A 14,858-nucleotide genomic window follows, 5' to 3' on the forward strand; every position below is an offset into this window, starting at 1 on the left:
TCCTCCCGTTTCCGACATCGCTGCTCGAATCAGCACCGCCGCATTCAGCCGCCGATCAGTACCTCGCGCAGCGCCCGTGCGGCCATTTCCTGCTCCGCATCCGTCATGCATGGATAGAGCGGCAGGGTCAGCGCCTCACGATAGTACTCCACAGCAGCAGGACAGTCCTCTGCATGGAAACCGAGCGCCTCATAGTAGGGCTGCGTATGCACAGGGATGTAGTGCAGGTTCAGCGCAACGTCTTTCTCTCGCATTTCCGCAAAGATTTGCTGCTTTGTCTTGCGTACGCGGTCAAAGTCAATGCGGACAATATACAGATGCCACGACGGCTGCGCCCCATCCAAAACAAACGGCGTTTTAAGAGGCAGATCCCGCAGCAGTTCATCGTAGCGCGCCGCCAGGAATCGTCTGCGTGCAACGAATGCATCGAGACGATCCATCTGGCTCGCCCCGAGCGCCGCCTGAATGTCCGTCATGCGATAGTTGAAACCGAGTGCAACCTGCTGATAGTACCAGTCTCCATCGCTTTCCTTGGTCATGTGCTTTGGATCGCGCGTAATGCCATGGCTGCGATAGAGACAAAGCTGCTCGTAGAGGGCAGCATCGTTCGTCAGAACCATGCCGCCCTCACCCGTCGTGATGATCTTGACGGGATGGAAACTCAGCACCGCCATATCCGAATAGGCGCAGCTTCCCACCTTGGTGTCAGCATAGTCCGCGCCGATGCAGTGCGAAGCATCCTCGAGCAGGGTAAATCCGTACTCCTCCGACAGTTTCTTGATGGCACGCATATCGCAGGACTGCCCCGCCATATGCACGGGAACGACGATCTTTGGCAGTCTGCCCCGCCGCTTCGCCTCCTGCAGCTTCTGCTCCAGTGCAGGAACGCTCATATTGTAGGTATTTTCATCGATATCGACGAAGTCCACATCCGCACCGCAGTAGCGTGCACAGTTCGCCGAGGCGACAAAGGTAATCGGACTCGTCCAGAGGAGATCGCCCTTCCCAAGGCCTGCCGCGAGACAGGCGATATGAAGCGCAGAGGTCGCGTTGCAGACAGCGACCGCATATTTCACACCGCAATACTGAGCAACGCGCTGCTCAAAGCGCTCGATCGCAGGCCCCTGCGTCAAGAAGTCCGAACGCAGAACCGCCTCAACGGCCTGTATATCCGCCTCGTTGATATCCTGTTTTCCATAGTAAATCATGGGTTCATCTCCCGTAGTTCTTTCACTGTCAAGAAATGGGGATTGTTTCCGGAGTTGTAGTCAAATCCATCCGGTACAAGCGTACCGACTTCGCCGATCGCATTGTGTGTATAGTCCACGGTCTGCTCCTGCGTGGAGGGCATGATGACAAAATGATCCGCGAACTCCAGCGTCTCATAGTAGAGATCCGACGGGCACATCACCTCATGTAGTTTCTCCCCGGGACGGATGCCGATGATATTGACCGGCAGACCCGGTGCAATCGCCTCCGCGAGGTCGGTAATCCGCATCGACGGGATCTTCGGGATGAAGATCTCACCGCCCTTCATGCGCTCAAAGCTCTTGAGCACGAACGCAATGCCGTCCTCCAATCGAAGCCAGAAGCGCGTCATGCGCGGATCGGTCACGGGAAGTTCCTGCGCTCCCTCCGCTACGAGGCGTTTGAAAAACGGTACCACAGAGCCGCGGCTGCCGACGACGTTGCCGTAGCGTACAACGGCGAACCGAGTCTCTTTTGCACCGACAAAGTTGTTTGCTGCGGTAAAGAGTTTGTCCGAACAGAGTTTTGTCGCGCCATAGAGGTTGATCGGATTCGCCGCCTTGTCCGTGGAGAGTGCAATAACCTTCTTAACGCCTGCATGAAGCGCCGCGTCAATGACGTTCTGCGCACCATTCACATTCGTCTTGATGCACTCCATCGGGTTGTATTCCGCCGCCGGCACCTGTTTAAGCGCCGCAGCATGGACGACGTAGTCCACGCCCTCCATCGCATACTTCAAGCGCTCTCCATCCCGTACATCGCCGATGAAGTAACGCATACAACTGTCGTTATATGTCTGCTGCATCTCAAACTGCTTGAGTTCGTCGCGTGAGTAGACAATGACTTTGTTGGGCCGATACTGCTCAAGCAGGATCTTGATGAACATTTTGCCAAACGATCCTGTCCCACCTGTGACAAGGATATTTTTATTGTTGAACATATTCTACTCCTTTTCTCCTGCGACCTTGCATCGGTGCGTCTCTATATAGGGGATGATGAACCGGAAAAACTTCTCCAGCTTTTCATCATTCTTCTTGGCGTCAAACGCCGGCATAGCCTCCTGAACCGCTGGTGAGTAAACGGCATCCACCGTCTTTTCCAAATAGCAATGCAGAGCTTGCTCCAAAGCATCATGATCGATCACATATGATGTGATGTCCTCCAGGTGCAGCCCCTCATGATACTGGAATACACCGGGAAACGTCTCGTACCATATGCGCCCGAAGATCAGGGCATTCTTTCCTCCGCTGATTGCCTCCCACCCGGCCGTCCCCGTAATAGTCGCGACAAATTTGGCATGTTCCATAAGCGCATAGGTATCGATGGAGCGATCCACATACTTGACGTTCGGAATGAGCTTCAGACGCTTGAAGAAGTAATCCAGCCGCATGCGTTTCGTCTGCTTTGGATTTTCCTTAACGTAGATCATCCAATTCGGCGGCAGCATTGCGCGCAGTTTCTCAATAGCGAGCAGCTGATCGCAATATATTCCGCCTAATACATCCGTTGTCATTTCAGGCTGAAGATGAAGCGGAAAATATACGTAATCGCAATTAAAATCAATATTTTTTTCAGAACATTTTATTGCATTTGCCTGATACTTCTTCTTTTCGTCATAGTTCATAGCGCATGCTGCGACTTTTTTTAAAAAAAACTCTTGAATGCTGCTGTATTTTTGAAGAGTACTTTCAAAAATATCCTTTTTCCGTTTTATGAATACCCTTGGCGACGCTAATTTTCTCAAGTGATATTGCAGAGTCTTTCTTTTCTTGGGTGCATGTTTCCCTTTCATATAGTACAGGTCTTTTTTATAGTCCTGACGAACCTCTGTCTCCTCAGGATGCGGCGTGCGAAACATCGGAACATCCGCGAAGCGCCCATAATCTTCTATCGAAAAACAGTATGCAAAGGTTCCGAAGGGACCGGACGGTACTAAAATCAAGGTAGGTATTCCCATGGCCCGTGCCATAGGATACAGAATGCTCCGCCCCCCCTCATGCGGTATATCAGCAAAAACGACAATATCAATTTGATTCCGTACAAGCATTGTATAATAATATCTCACCCAAATCTGTATGATATTCATGAACTCATAGACAGGAAGGCGATCATAGAATAACTGACGGGCGAAATTCTGTAAAATGACAGGGAAGTAGGGGCGTATTTTCTCATCCAGCCAAGTCGGCGGAAAATCCAAATCCTCCTGAGAAAAATTCAGTTCAAGTTTATCCTCGATGATTTCGACACCCTCTCTCTCCATGAAGAACGGCGTCTTACTGTCACTCTCACCAACAATCCACTTTTTTACACAAAATACCCCCTCATCATGAAGGCGCGCAATCAAAGGAGCAGCAATCGGTTGATCCAACCCCCAAATCAATGTATTTAACATCCTATCGCCTCCTTATCATGCATCGCCCGCTATGGTCTTTCGTTTCTCACGAATTTGCCCCATTCAATTTGACGAACAAGAACTCCATCGCTTGGAGCATATTTTTATGGTTTTCCCCTGCATCAAAATCCTTAGCGTCACGCAGGCAATCACTGCGGAAGATCCCTTTCAAAGCCTTTCCTCGATACGCAGAGAATGCCTGCTCCACGGCACAATGCTCAATGGAATAGTCAGCCACTGCCTCTGCGTCAAGCTCATCTGAAAATGGGAAAACACCAGGAAAATTTTTATACCAGCACTGCCCAAAGACAACCACGGGCTTCCCGCCTGAAATCGCCTCCCAGCCCGCCGTTCCACTGATGGTCGCAACGAACTGACTGTGCTTCATGAGCTGATATGTATCTACCGAGCGTGAAATATACCGCACCTGCGGCAGACATGACAATCGTTTGAAAAAATATTTTTCCCGCATCCAGAACAACTGCTTCGGATTCTCCTTGACGTAAATCAGCCAGTCTTTCGGAAGAATGCGTGCCAGCTGCTCGATTGCCAAGAGTTGATCACGATAGCAGCCGCCAAGCGTATCCGTAGTCATCTCCGGCTGTAGGTGCAGCGGAAAATATACATACTTTTCACTCCAGCTGATATTGCTCGCCTCTGCACGTCTTGCTGCTCTATGATACTCTTTGGTGCGAAAATATCGGCTGATGCCGAGGACAATACGCCGCTCAATGAAATCCGCAACAGAATCATATTTATCCCCATGACGCTTTAACATCGCCCATCGTTCTGCAAACCATGTACGTGGGTGCATAAAGAGCCGAAACTTTTGTTTGGCAGACTTTCCTAAATCCTCTCGAATCCGTTCTTCTGTCATATATGCCAATTTTTTCTGATAGGCCTTTTCGACATGTATCACACTTTGCTCTTTTTCCTGTAATCGGGGGCAGATTTCAAAGATACCATAATCCTCTATTGATGTGCAAATATGAAAAAAATCCGTCTGCTCAGAGGGAACCAATGCGTATGTCCGGATCCCTAAAATACGTGCTGCCGCATAAATGACACTGTCGACAGGACCATGCGGCAAATCTTGAAATAGAATCGCTTCCGCACGAACGCGACGCATGACATCCGCAAAATAATTTGCCATCATATGTACAACATGCTTATATTCGTAATATGGAATGCGATAAAACTCCGTGTCACGTGCAAAGTTTGCCAAGATATAATCGAGTTCGGCAAAAAGACGACGCTCTTCCGTTTCTGTTAATGTCGGAGTATAAGACAAACCTCTCCGCCATGATGTGATAAACACCTCTGCCGAAGGGAAGTCAGAAAACGCCGTCCGATTTTCTTCTGCAATATACCATTTTACAATCTCTATCGTTCCATTCTTATGAAACTCCTTTAAAACATCACGGATTAGATCTGCATCCAGTTCCACAATAACAAAACGTCTCATGACACACGCCCTCTCTATCACTGCTCATATGCCTGATCATGTGCTTTAGCAAATCAAAGAAATTAAGCATGCAATCACTTAAAAGGAAATCATGAGAGCTTTCACCCTCTCCTCGATCTCCGCATCCACCTCATCGAGAAACGCAAATCGCCGCCGATAAACGGCGCGCTTTCGGGTCGGGATATGATCCATCTCCTTGCGCGACAGGGTAAGAGGAAGTTCATAGAAGCGCTTATCCTCCGTCTCCCATCCGCCCGCTTCCTCCCAAAAGGCACCGAAATCGGTCTTAAGTTTACGATCACGGCGGATATGGTTGTTTGCATAGTATCCCACGTTCGAGACGGCAAGGATTCGCTGCACACCGAGAGAACGCGCGACCGCCTGTGTCATGTAGAGGATGAGATTCTTCGTACGGAATCGATGTGCACGCTTCGTCATCTCACGCACAAAGTCCTGTGCATTCTCGGTGTTGGGTCCCTGCATCGCACCAATCACGAGTGTCGGCACTCCATCACGCTGTTCAATCCAAAACATGATCTGATAGAGCGTAACGTGATCGACTGCCATCATGACGGAGAGCAGGCCCTCCTTGCGCTGTCCCGGCTCTAGTTTCAGATGGGCATTCCACGCAATATCCGTTTCCGATGAGCGCCATATTTCCCGTGCATGCTCCAGTCCAAGATCTACAAAATCCGCTTGGTTCAACCGCTCTTCCAAAAAAGAATAATGTGATTTGATGAGCTTGATGCGTGCAGCGACGGTCGAACCTGCATAAAAAAAGGCGCGTGTCGCCTGCTCCAAGGGAAACGGATTACGCTCATAGAGCTCTTTACGTGCCTCTGTTTCATGAAAGAAATCATAGAGCTCCCGCAGAGTATTCCAATGCAGGACTGCACGCACCATGAAGATCACTGCGCGCCGCCCCTCGCTCGTATGACGAAAACGATACGCCCGGCGCGCAACATCATAGATTTCTGCGATCATGAAAAATCCCCCGTATGACGGTTCGTCTTATCCAGGTAGTAGAGTTTTACATACTTTTCCATTGTATAAAAGTAGTGGAATACGGAAAGGATAAACCCAATGCGCCCGTCGAGAAATCCGCCGCGCAGGATATACATACGAAAGCTTGCCCAAACAGGGTGCAGGATGACGTCTGCGAATTTTGCACGGCGACCGCTGTCATAGGATTTCTGAGCAGCAAGAGAGGTATACGTATTCATCTTGCTCAGATGATGTGTCCAATCACGATAGGGATAGTGAATGAGATATTCATTCTTCGGCAGCTTCACCTCACGATACGGATGGCATATTTTAGGATGAACAAGCCCCGTGACACTCGTCCCCTCGCGCGGCAAAAGGCGTACTACATAGTCAGGAAACCAGCCACCATGGCGAAGCGGCTGTTCATAGTAATAACTCAAACGTGAATTCGCATAAGCACATTGTCGATCGTCCGCTTTGACAAGGGCTGCGAGATGATCGGCGAGCTGAGGTGATATACGTTCATCTGCGTCCAAAAAGTAAATCCAATCACACGTGGCCTGTTCCACCGCAAATGTTTGCTGTGCGCCCCAATCGCCGGCAAGAGCGCGCTGAACAATGCGCGCGCCAAGAGCTTTTGCCAACTCCGCAGTACGATCCGTGCTAAAGTCATCGATCACAACAACTTCGCCTGCAAAGGCAGCACTGCGAATGCAGTCCTCTATATTCTTCTCCTCATTCTTCGCAAGGATGAGAACAGAAAGATTTAGAGCCATAATGCCTTCCTTCCCAGACGTGTTATACATCTTTGTTTTCTGTAATAATTTCTATGATACGTTCAGCAAAAGCCTTCGGCGCATATGCACGACCAGCGTGCTCAAGCGCTTCTTGCCAGCCCTGTACACGCACATCATACTCGTTGATGAAAGTCTCCAATGCCGTACCAAGTGCAGCAGGATCTCCACTCTGGAACGTCACTCCAACCGGATAGTTTTCAACCACACAGGGATTAATATCATCGCTGACAAGCACCGGTTTTTGAAAGCCGATTGCCGTAAAGAGCATTGCACTGCACTGATAACGATAGCGCTCCGCCGAATACGGAAGGAGAAGTGCATCCACGGAGGCAATCGCTTTTTGCCACTCCGCCCCAATGAGGCCGCGATGTAAGAACGTAATCCCTTTTCCCTCGTAAGATGCAATAATACGATCAAACTCGGCTGCATCCTCTTCGTGCATCGTCGAGCCCTGTACAAGAAGGTGAACAGGACGCGTATAATTCCCCGCCAGATAGACATTAAGCAGATCTTCAAGATGTTTTTCTCTGCGGAACTGCCCGAAAAACCCGATGGTGAGGGGTTCATCTGCTCTCACTGCAGGACGCTCCGTGACCACCACATCGCGAGGAATGTACGTAGGAGGGAAAATAAAGCGAAGATTCTTTGGCTGATTCCCAAAGATAGTATCCTCAAACGTAATGACGGTCGGCCGAATATTAGGATATTCCAGCAGCCCATGAACTGCATCAAAAAAGTTCTTTGCATCCTTCGGGGTGATCCCATGATGGAAAAAAAGGACGGGTACGGGAGAGCGCCGTAGAACGCTATGCCGAAGTGCACGCAAATAACGATAGGTTGCTGTTGGCACAATAATGGCATCCATCTCGCCCGCCTGCGCAGCTTGATAGAGTTGCCGATACCAACTGAACCGGCGTTGTGAGCGACGGAGAGAAATCAGAAATTTGCCGATGCCTCGTGCATGTGTATAGGATACCGATGAGCCGGAAAGATAACGCACCTCCGTATGATAGTCCATACCAAAATGAAAGCCTTCCGGTACATAGAATACAACCTCATGACCGAGTCTTTTCAGTTCTTCGACAAGAATACGATCAAAATCGACCTCGTGTCCGCCGGGCGTCATGATGTTTTCAAAGATGGCTATTTTCATACGTACATCTCCACCATATCTATGTGGTCAGTCCTCTACTGCCGCTCGTACACACTCCAACAAACTGCCGCCCGTATACCGAACACCTCGGATCCCCGCATTCTCAGCAGCAGCAACATCGCTCTGTGCATCGCCGAAAAGATAGGAAACGACAGGATCGATATCGTGCTCGGCGATTGCCCGCAGGAGCATACCGGGCGCTGGCTTTCGGCAATCACAAGATTTCGTATAGGCGGGGACACTGCCATACGTATGGTGGGGGCAGTAGTAAAATGCGTCGATCCGTGCGCCATGCATCGCAAGTTCTGCGTTCATCCAGTCGTGCAGACGATGTACATCCGCCTCGTCATAGTAGCCGCGCGCGATACCGCTCTGGTTCGTGACAACGATGACGAGGTAGCCGCGTTCGTTTGCCCAGCGGATCGCATCGACCGCCCCCTCCACCCAAACGAAGTCCGCCGGATCATGGAGGTAGTGAGTATCGATGTTGAGCGTGCCGTCACGGTCGAAGAAGAGTGCCTTATTCGGCATAGGAGAAGTACCCGCCCGCATTCAGGAAATCGCAGTACTCCTTGACTGCCTCCTCCATCGGGGTAAATCCGCCGTCATAGCCCGCCGCAAGAAGGGCCGATGTATCCGCCTGTGTGTAGTTTTGATACTTTCCGCGCAGTACCTCTGGGAAGTCACGGTAGACGATCTTCCCCTTGCCAAGTGCTGCGATGACGGCACCTGCCGCCTCATTGTAGCTGTGTGCAACGCCCGTGCCGCAGTTGTAGACACCGCTCTCACCGCCATTTTCGAAGAAATGCAGATTGACACGCACAACATCGCCGACATACACGAAGTCACGGCGTTGTTCACCGTCTGCGAGGCCATCCGTTCCACGGAAGAGGCGGGCCTCACCGGTCTCCATAATCTGATGGTAGAGCTGATAGAAAATCGACGACATCTTCCCTTTGTGATGCTCCTGCGGACCATAGACATTGAAGTATTTGAGGCCGACGATGGGGCTGCGTGCCTCCGGGATGACCTGACGCACATAACGATCAAACGCAAGCTTTGAGAACGCATAGGGATTGAGCGCATCCTCGCAGAGATCTCCCTCTGTGAAGCCATGCTTTCCACCGCCATAGGTTGATGCGGAGGAGGCGTAAAAGAACGGGATACGCGTGCCCATCGCAAAGTGCAGGAGCGCCTTGGAGTAGGAGTAATTCTCCTTCATCATATAGTTGACATCATACTCCATCGTGTCCGAGCATGCGCCCTCATGGAAAATCGCATCGATATCCGTACCGTCGAAGTCCCCCTCCTCAATGAGGTGAAGGAAGTCGTCCTTATGCTGATAGTCGATGAAATGCAGCCCGCGAAGGTTCTTATAGTTCTCGCCATCCTGCAGATCGTCGACAATGAGGATATCCTTGTGTCCACGTTCGTTGAGGGCATGAACGAGATTGCTGCCGATAAATCCAGCACCGCCGGTAACAATAATCATAGTTTTTCCGCCTCCTGAATCTCAATGACACGCAGCAGCTCTTCTCTGCTTACCGCATATGTTCCAAGCTTCGATACGACGACGCTCGCCGCGAGGTTCGCTAGATATGCACCGTCTGTTGGCTTCAGTCCGCCCGCGAGTGCGAGGCCAAAGACAGCAATGACCGTATCCCCTGCACCAGAGACATCGAAGACCTCCTGTGCCTTCGTCGGAATGTGCACGACTTCGTCCCCATGGATGAGCGACAGCCCTTTTTCCGAGCGCGTGAGGAGGACGTTGCGCAGGCTGAACTTACGCATGGCATAACGTGCCGCCTTCTCGACATCGAAATCATCGTTGGCGATAGGCTCGAGGAGGATTTCGTTGATCTCCTTCAGATTCGGTGTGATGTAGTCGGCATCCTTGTATTTCGCCCACTGCACTCCTTTCGGATCGACAATGACGGGCACTCCATGGTCGTGCGCCAAGCGTATGATGCGCTGACATGCATATTCGGTGCAGGAACCTTTGCCGTAGTCCGAGATGATGACGCAGTCCATGCTCTCGTTGAGTTTCTTTTCGATGAAGCTGAGATAGGTCTGTGCATCATCCCCGTCAATTGGACTGGCATCCTCAAAGTCAAGGCGGAGCATCTGCTGATGTCCGCCGATGATACGGATCTTAGTCGTGGTCGGGCGATTTGTATAAACGAGTCCCGTATGGTCAATCCCGCGTGCGGAGAACTTTTCGAGCAAGCTCTTGCAGTGTGCATCGTTGCCAACATAGCCTGCGATGGTGACATTCGTTCCAAGGAGTGCAAGGTTATGCGCAACATTCGCCGCGCCGCCAAGCGTCTCACGCGTCCCCGTCACATGCGTAATCGGCACAGGTGCTTCAGGCGAAATACGCGTAACCTCGCCCGAGTAGTACTTGTCAAGCATGACATCGCCGACGACGAGGATGTTGCTGCGTACACTCTTCTCCGCAACAGTTGCGCGGATCTTTGCCATATCCATGAGAACACTCCTATCTCTTGCAAAACCTCTTAATGAACTCTGTTCTATCTCATTGTTTCCGTGCCGTCTTCGGCAAAACAGGGCGAACGACACGCCCCGCGGCGCCCTTAGGCGAGAGGATGAAGCTGCCATCCACCTGCTCCACGACCCGTGTCTCAAAATCCGACGGCCGCGGCAGCTCGTATGCCGGTTTCTCCCCATTCTCCGCAAGCATCTGATCCGCATATTTCAATATGAGATCGGGGGGCATCTGCTTCATGCACTGCATATGTTCCTCGCGGCTCAGCGGGCATTCATGAATGCGGCAGGGATGACACGGAACGGGTGCACGAACAGAGATGCTCTTTGCATCATATGGGTAGAACCCTGGAATGGGTGATGCACCAAACATACACAGAACGGGAACATTCATCGCGACACCAACGTGCATGGGGCCGGAGTCCGTCGTGATGAAGAGAATGCAGCGGCGGAGCAGTCCGGCGAGCACGCCGAGGCTGACCTTCCCGGTGAAGATATGCAGCCGAGGGTTCTCCCTCTCACGCATCTGTACTCGACAGGCATCGACGATCTCCACGTCCATCGGTCCACCCATGACGGCAACGTGATAGCCACGCACGAGATATGTATCCGCAACGACAGCGAAGTAATCCGCTATCCAGCGCTTCGTCATCCAGCTCGCTCCAATGTTGAGCGCAATCACCTTGTCTCCAGGGGAAAAATGCCGTTCCCAAAGGCGCCCCGCCGCCTCCTCTGCACCTGGCGGAAGCCACATCTGGAGCCCGGCATCATCAAGCTCTCCAATAATCCCAGCGGCACGCAGAGCCGCATAGTGTGAATGAATTTCGTGCATGATGAGGTTCTGGTCAGGACTCACATGATCGAACATGAGAGAGAAGCCGGGCTTTGCATACCCCACAATCCGCTTCCCTCCACTCAACGCTGCGAGCGCAGACGCACGTTCGTTGCGATGCAGATTGATCACAAGATCATACTTGTTTTTGCGCAGGCGGCGTGCAAAACGCAGAATGCCCAGAAAGCTGTCATCGCGTCCCTTCTTGTCAATAAAGAGGCAGTCATTGATGTGGCGGTTTTCCTGCACGATATCCGCGAGCTTCAGATCGGCGAGCAGTGTGATATGCGCAGCAGGATAGTTGTGACGGATGGTACGCAGGACAGGCGTCATGAGCATGAGGTCGCCAAGGTGCATGAGGTTGATAACGAGAATGTTCTGATATGAGCTCACATTCTCCCTCCATCCCATTCTTCTCTCATAGCTGGCACTCCCGCCAGTATGTTTTCTGCCCGCGCCATAACTCTATCCGGTGTAATATCAGCAAGACAGTCAAGCCCTAGCGGACAGATCCGCTTCATGCATCGGCGGCAGCTGCGCTCAATTTCGATGACATTTTCAGGCTGCCGATATAGCCCATTGCGGGTCGGAGGCCACGACCCCATCATCATCAAGGTGGGCACATCAAGGGCATCGGATAGATGTGTAGGCCCTGTGTCTCCGCCAATCACAACGGCGGCACCGCGGAAAAGTGCTGCGAGCTCTGGTAGGCTTGTCTGCTCCACCAGGGATGCAACCGGAGCATTGGCTGCCTGCTGAATCTCCTCTGCACGCCTCACATCATCGGCACCGCCGCCGACGAGAATCGGCATGATGCCGCGTCCCCTCAGCTGATCGGCTAGGCGAGCAAAAAACGTCGTTGGCCACCTTTTATTTGCACGGCTGGCGCCAACGATGAGAGGCGCATAACGCGTGTTCTGACCACAGACAGCCAGCCGTTTTTCCTCTGCAGATTGGACATCCTGCGCTGATATGCAAAACGAAAAAACAGCCTTATCCGCAGGGCATCCAAGAGCGCGTACAACATCGAGATTCTGCTCGACGATATGTCCATCCATATGAGCCCCACGGATTGGACGGGATATGAGAGATGCTCCCTCGCGCATAAATCCCGTACCGATTTTTTTTTGCGCGCGGACGAAAAAAGCAATCGCTGCTGATTTGAACAACCCCTGCAAATCCATCGAAACATCGTAGTGGTGCTTCTGTAAAAGCCGCCGAAAGGGGATAAAATGACGAAGGAATCCCTGCCGTGTTTTCAGTTCCTTTTTCGGAAAGACAATGATTTCATCGACATCACTGCACATCGCCACGATATCCCTGGCCGCAGGCTCGACAACCCAGGTGATATGTACGCTGGGCCGATATTCTCTCAGAGCATGTATTGCGGGGATCGCATGGATGACATCGCCGATCGCAGAGAGCTTAATCACAAGAATGTTGTTCAATCATACCGCCTGCATTCTCTGGATGATATTCGTTGTGGATTTGCCCGCAACAAGGGGGATAAATGCGACCTCTCCGCCATAGCGCTCGACAATGCGCGCCTCTGGCAGCGTCTCCGGCGTATAGTCACCGCCCTTGACATAGACCGCAGGATGCACCTTTGCGATCAGTTCCTCGGCCGTATCCTCGTCAAATATCACAACTGCATCCACGGATTTCAGCGCTCCCACAACCTCTGCACGCTCCTCAGCAGTATTGACGGGGCGCGTCTCCCCCTTGAGGCGGCGCACGGAGGCGTCACTGTTCAGCCCGAGGATAAGCACATCCCCGAGCGCACGTGCCGCAGCAAGATAACGCACATGACCCGAATGGAGGATATCAAAGCACCCATTCGTAAAAACGACACGCTGTCCTGCTGCGCGCAGAGTCTCAGAAAACTCTGCAATCCGATTGTTTGGGATCAGCATACCAGTCTCTCCCCACCCACTCGTCCACGTATCTTTACCATGGCGTAAACTCCCATTTGACCTTCCACGAATCCTGCTTCGAGCGATAGCGCAGGATAATCTGCGAGCAGTGCAGATCGTGGAACCAGTAGTAGTCCACATCCGTCCACTTGTGTGGCTCCACAGCATACTTCGTGCCTACCGCGATCCGATTGCGCTCGTCGAGTCGATAGCTCAGTCCCGCCTGCAAGACTTTAGAGTAGTCCTCCTGATCGTAGTCAAAGAGTGATTTTTGTTTTGATTTCTGCGTATAAACAGCCCCGACGTATGCGGCAAATCGATCATTGAATGACTTTGTGAGGTAGGCACTCGCATCGAAGCCCTGCACCCGCGATCCGTCATAGCTCTCGCGCGTGACGGAGTACCCCGTTGCCAGGTCGATCCGAAAACCGTGAAAGGGGATCGTATCATGCACAACGGAAATGCCGTACTGCCAGTGATTGCTGTGGATACCACTCCCATACCAGCGGCCATACTCGGAGTAGAGGCGGTAGGTAACCGGCGTCTTGCCGACCCGCTTCCCGTAGCTGAGTGTCAGGGACGGCTCCTTCTTGATCCACGCGTTATCCCCGTCCTCAAAGACACCATAGGTCAGGAGCGCACGCATTCCTGCATTTGCCCAGTCAAGATCGTAGTGACTGCGCCAGCCCTTGTTCGTCGTTGCATAGATGTCCGCACGCGCCGTCACACGAGGCATAAGATCATGTTCAAAGGTCTGCTCCACCCAAAGGCCGTCGTCACTGTCATAGCCGGCACGAGGGAAATTTCGCTGTATGGGCTTCGACGTATCCACCTCATAGCGTTTCCTCGCAAAGATGACCTTGTTCTTGAGCCAGAACTTCACATTCGTCAGCACCATGCGGTTCCCAGGATAGACTTCCGTTACATCTGCGCTCAGATGATAGTCCGGCTTCTCTGCGCTGCATTTCGTCTGCGTGCCATCATAGACAACGATTTTGTCCGGGTAGAACTCGAACCGCTTGCCTGTCATATAGTAGCCGCCAACCTTGCCCGCAGTCTCCTCCATCGTGCCCTCGTGCGTTTTGTAGTTATAGTTGATGCGGTAGCCGTCGAGCGTTACGCGCGCCGCGCCCTCCGTGAGCTGGAGCACATGTGCACGGTCAGGAACGGAGACGTCGCCTGATACCGTATTCCCCTCCACATAGTCGCCTTGGAAGCGCCGTGCCGCCAGCTGCACGATGTCCACGTGTCCCTTGGCCGTAAATGCACCCGTACGCTCATCATAGGTGAGATCATCACCCTCGAACGCAATGGGGGACGGCGCATCCTCCGTCACGGGATGGCGAAGATACTTCTCCATCGCCGCCACATCGGCAAGAAGCTTCTCCTGCTCCGGTGTGAGCCGGTTTGCACGTTCCTCCCGCCGCTCGTTCTCGATAAAGTCCAAATGCTGAAAGCCCGTATCCGAGTCCCCGCGGTAGGCAGCATGAGTTTCCAACGGGAGCACTGTACAGGCAGCAGTCAATGTGAGTAGGATGCGCGTTTTTATCGGCTCGGTCATCAGCGCGT

At 52.1% G+C, this 14,858-nt stretch carries 14 protein-coding genes; all 14 read right to left on the bottom strand.

What is annotated here, in order from left to right:
- Positions 1-44: 44 nt before the first annotated feature.
- The 14 genes from pseC to HMPREF1992_RS07145 all read right to left on the bottom strand — a co-directional run bounded on the left by pseC (position 45) and on the right by HMPREF1992_RS07145 (position 14,850).
- Complete coding sequence (pseC, locus tag HMPREF1992_RS07080) at positions 45-1,208, bottom strand: UDP-4-amino-4,6-dideoxy-N-acetyl-beta-L-altrosamine transaminase (RefSeq protein ID WP_021685192.1); 1,164 nt, start codon at positions 1,206-1,208, stop codon at positions 45-47.
- Positions 1,205-2,188, bottom strand: a complete 984-nt coding sequence (pseB, locus tag HMPREF1992_RS07085; protein ID WP_021685193.1) for a UDP-N-acetylglucosamine 4,6-dehydratase (inverting) — start codon at positions 2,186-2,188, stop codon at positions 1,205-1,207. The genes pseC and pseB overlap by 4 nt, the downstream gene beginning before the upstream one ends.
- Before the next feature lie 3 nt (positions 2,189-2,191).
- Positions 2,192-3,640, bottom strand: coding sequence for a hypothetical protein (locus tag HMPREF1992_RS10960; RefSeq protein ID WP_021685194.1), 1,449 nt, complete (start codon positions 3,638-3,640; stop codon positions 2,192-2,194).
- 46 nt (positions 3,641-3,686) lie between these two features.
- Positions 3,687-5,105, bottom strand: a complete 1,419-nt coding sequence (locus HMPREF1992_RS10965) for a capsule polysaccharide biosynthesis protein (protein ID WP_021685195.1) — start codon at positions 5,103-5,105, stop codon at positions 3,687-3,689.
- 78 nt (positions 5,106-5,183) lie between these two features.
- Positions 5,184-6,089 carry a DUF535 family protein gene (locus HMPREF1992_RS07100; protein WP_021685196.1) on the bottom strand — a complete coding sequence of 302 codons (906 nt, stop codon included), beginning with the start codon at positions 6,087-6,089 and terminating at the stop codon, positions 5,184-5,186.
- Positions 6,086-6,865 carry a glycosyltransferase family 2 protein gene (locus HMPREF1992_RS07105; protein ID WP_037358968.1) on the bottom strand — a complete coding sequence of 260 codons (780 nt, stop codon included), beginning with the start codon at positions 6,863-6,865 and terminating at the stop codon, positions 6,086-6,088. Before HMPREF1992_RS07105 ends, HMPREF1992_RS07100 begins: the two co-directional genes overlap by 4 nt.
- A 22-nt stretch (positions 6,866-6,887) precedes the next feature.
- The gene (locus HMPREF1992_RS07110) at positions 6,888-8,039 is read right to left on the bottom strand and encodes a glycosyltransferase (RefSeq protein WP_021685198.1); all 1,152 of its coding nucleotides are present in this window, start codon (positions 8,037-8,039) and stop codon (positions 6,888-6,890) included.
- A 27-nt stretch (positions 8,040-8,066) separates the two neighbouring features.
- Positions 8,067-8,570: a D-glycero-beta-D-manno-heptose 1,7-bisphosphate 7-phosphatase gene (locus HMPREF1992_RS07115; protein ID WP_021685199.1), complete on the bottom strand. Its 504-nt coding sequence runs from the start codon at positions 8,568-8,570 to the stop codon at positions 8,067-8,069.
- Complete coding sequence (gene rfaD, locus HMPREF1992_RS07120; RefSeq protein ID WP_021685200.1) at positions 8,560-9,531, bottom strand: ADP-glyceromanno-heptose 6-epimerase; 972 nt, start codon at positions 9,529-9,531, stop codon at positions 8,560-8,562. Before rfaD ends, HMPREF1992_RS07115 begins: the two co-directional genes overlap by 11 nt.
- Positions 9,528-10,526, bottom strand: coding sequence for a D-glycero-beta-D-manno-heptose-7-phosphate kinase (gene rfaE1 / locus HMPREF1992_RS07125; RefSeq protein WP_021685201.1), 999 nt, complete (start codon positions 10,524-10,526; stop codon positions 9,528-9,530). Before rfaE1 ends, rfaD begins: the two co-directional genes overlap by 4 nt.
- A gap of 49 nt (positions 10,527-10,575) precedes the next feature.
- Entirely contained in the window at positions 10,576-11,733 is a 1,158-nt protein-coding gene (locus HMPREF1992_RS07130; protein WP_196801397.1) for a glycosyltransferase family 9 protein, read from the bottom strand.
- A 32-nt stretch (positions 11,734-11,765) separates the two neighbouring features.
- Positions 11,766-12,824, bottom strand: a complete 1,059-nt coding sequence (gene waaC / locus HMPREF1992_RS07135; RefSeq protein WP_021685203.1) for a lipopolysaccharide heptosyltransferase I — start codon at positions 12,822-12,824, stop codon at positions 11,766-11,768.
- Positions 12,825-13,289, bottom strand: a complete 465-nt coding sequence (rfaE2, locus tag HMPREF1992_RS07140) for a D-glycero-beta-D-manno-heptose 1-phosphate adenylyltransferase (RefSeq protein ID WP_021685204.1) — start codon at positions 13,287-13,289, stop codon at positions 12,825-12,827. It abuts the gene before it with no gap.
- A 34-nt stretch (positions 13,290-13,323) separates the two neighbouring features.
- The gene (locus HMPREF1992_RS07145) at positions 13,324-14,850 is read right to left on the bottom strand and encodes a hypothetical protein (RefSeq protein WP_021685205.1); all 1,527 of its coding nucleotides are present in this window, start codon (positions 14,848-14,850) and stop codon (positions 13,324-13,326) included.
- Positions 14,851-14,858 lie beyond the last annotated feature (8 nt).

This window comes from Selenomonas sp. oral taxon 892 str. F0426 (genome assembly GCF_000468035.1).
In the GTDB taxonomy this organism is placed as follows: Bacteria; Bacillota; Negativicutes; order Selenomonadales; family Selenomonadaceae; genus Centipeda.

Bases quoted from the DNA above. Each gene is read 5' to 3' on its own strand.
- pseC (WP_021685192.1), bottom strand. From the start codon at position 1,208: ATGATTTACTATGGAAAACAGGATATCAACGAGGCGGATATACAGGCC.
- pseB (WP_021685193.1), bottom strand. From the start codon at position 2,188: ATGTTCAACAATAAAAATATCCTTGTCACAGGTGGGACAGGATCGTTT.
- HMPREF1992_RS10960 (WP_021685194.1), bottom strand. From the start codon at position 3,640: ATGTTAAATACATTGATTTGGGGGTTGGATCAACCGATTGCTGCTCCT.
- HMPREF1992_RS10965 (WP_021685195.1), bottom strand. From the start codon at position 5,105: ATGAGACGTTTTGTTATTGTGGAACTGGATGCAGATCTAATCCGTGAT.
- HMPREF1992_RS07100 (WP_021685196.1), bottom strand. From the start codon at position 6,089: ATGATCGCAGAAATCTATGATGTTGCGCGCCGGGCGTATCGTTTTCGT.
- HMPREF1992_RS07105 (WP_037358968.1), bottom strand. From the start codon at position 6,865: ATGGCTCTAAATCTTTCTGTTCTCATCCTTGCGAAGAATGAGGAGAAG.
- HMPREF1992_RS07110 (WP_021685198.1), bottom strand. From the start codon at position 8,039: ATGAAAATAGCCATCTTTGAAAACATCATGACGCCCGGCGGACACGAG.
- HMPREF1992_RS07115 (WP_021685199.1), bottom strand. From the start codon at position 8,570: ATGCCGAATAAGGCACTCTTCTTCGACCGTGACGGCACGCTCAACATC.
- rfaD (WP_021685200.1), bottom strand. From the start codon at position 9,531: ATGATTATTGTTACCGGCGGTGCTGGATTTATCGGCAGCAATCTCGTT.
- rfaE1 (WP_021685201.1), bottom strand. From the start codon at position 10,526: ATGGATATGGCAAAGATCCGCGCAACTGTTGCGGAGAAGAGTGTACGC.
- HMPREF1992_RS07130 (WP_196801397.1), bottom strand. From the start codon at position 11,733: ATGCACCTTGGCGACCTCATGCTCATGACGCCTGTCCTGCGTACCATC.
- rfaE2 (WP_021685204.1), bottom strand. From the start codon at position 13,289: ATGCTGATCCCAAACAATCGGATTGCAGAGTTTTCTGAGACTCTGCGC.
- HMPREF1992_RS07145 (WP_021685205.1), bottom strand. From the start codon at position 14,850: ATGACCGAGCCGATAAAAACGCGCATCCTACTCACATTGACTGCTGCC.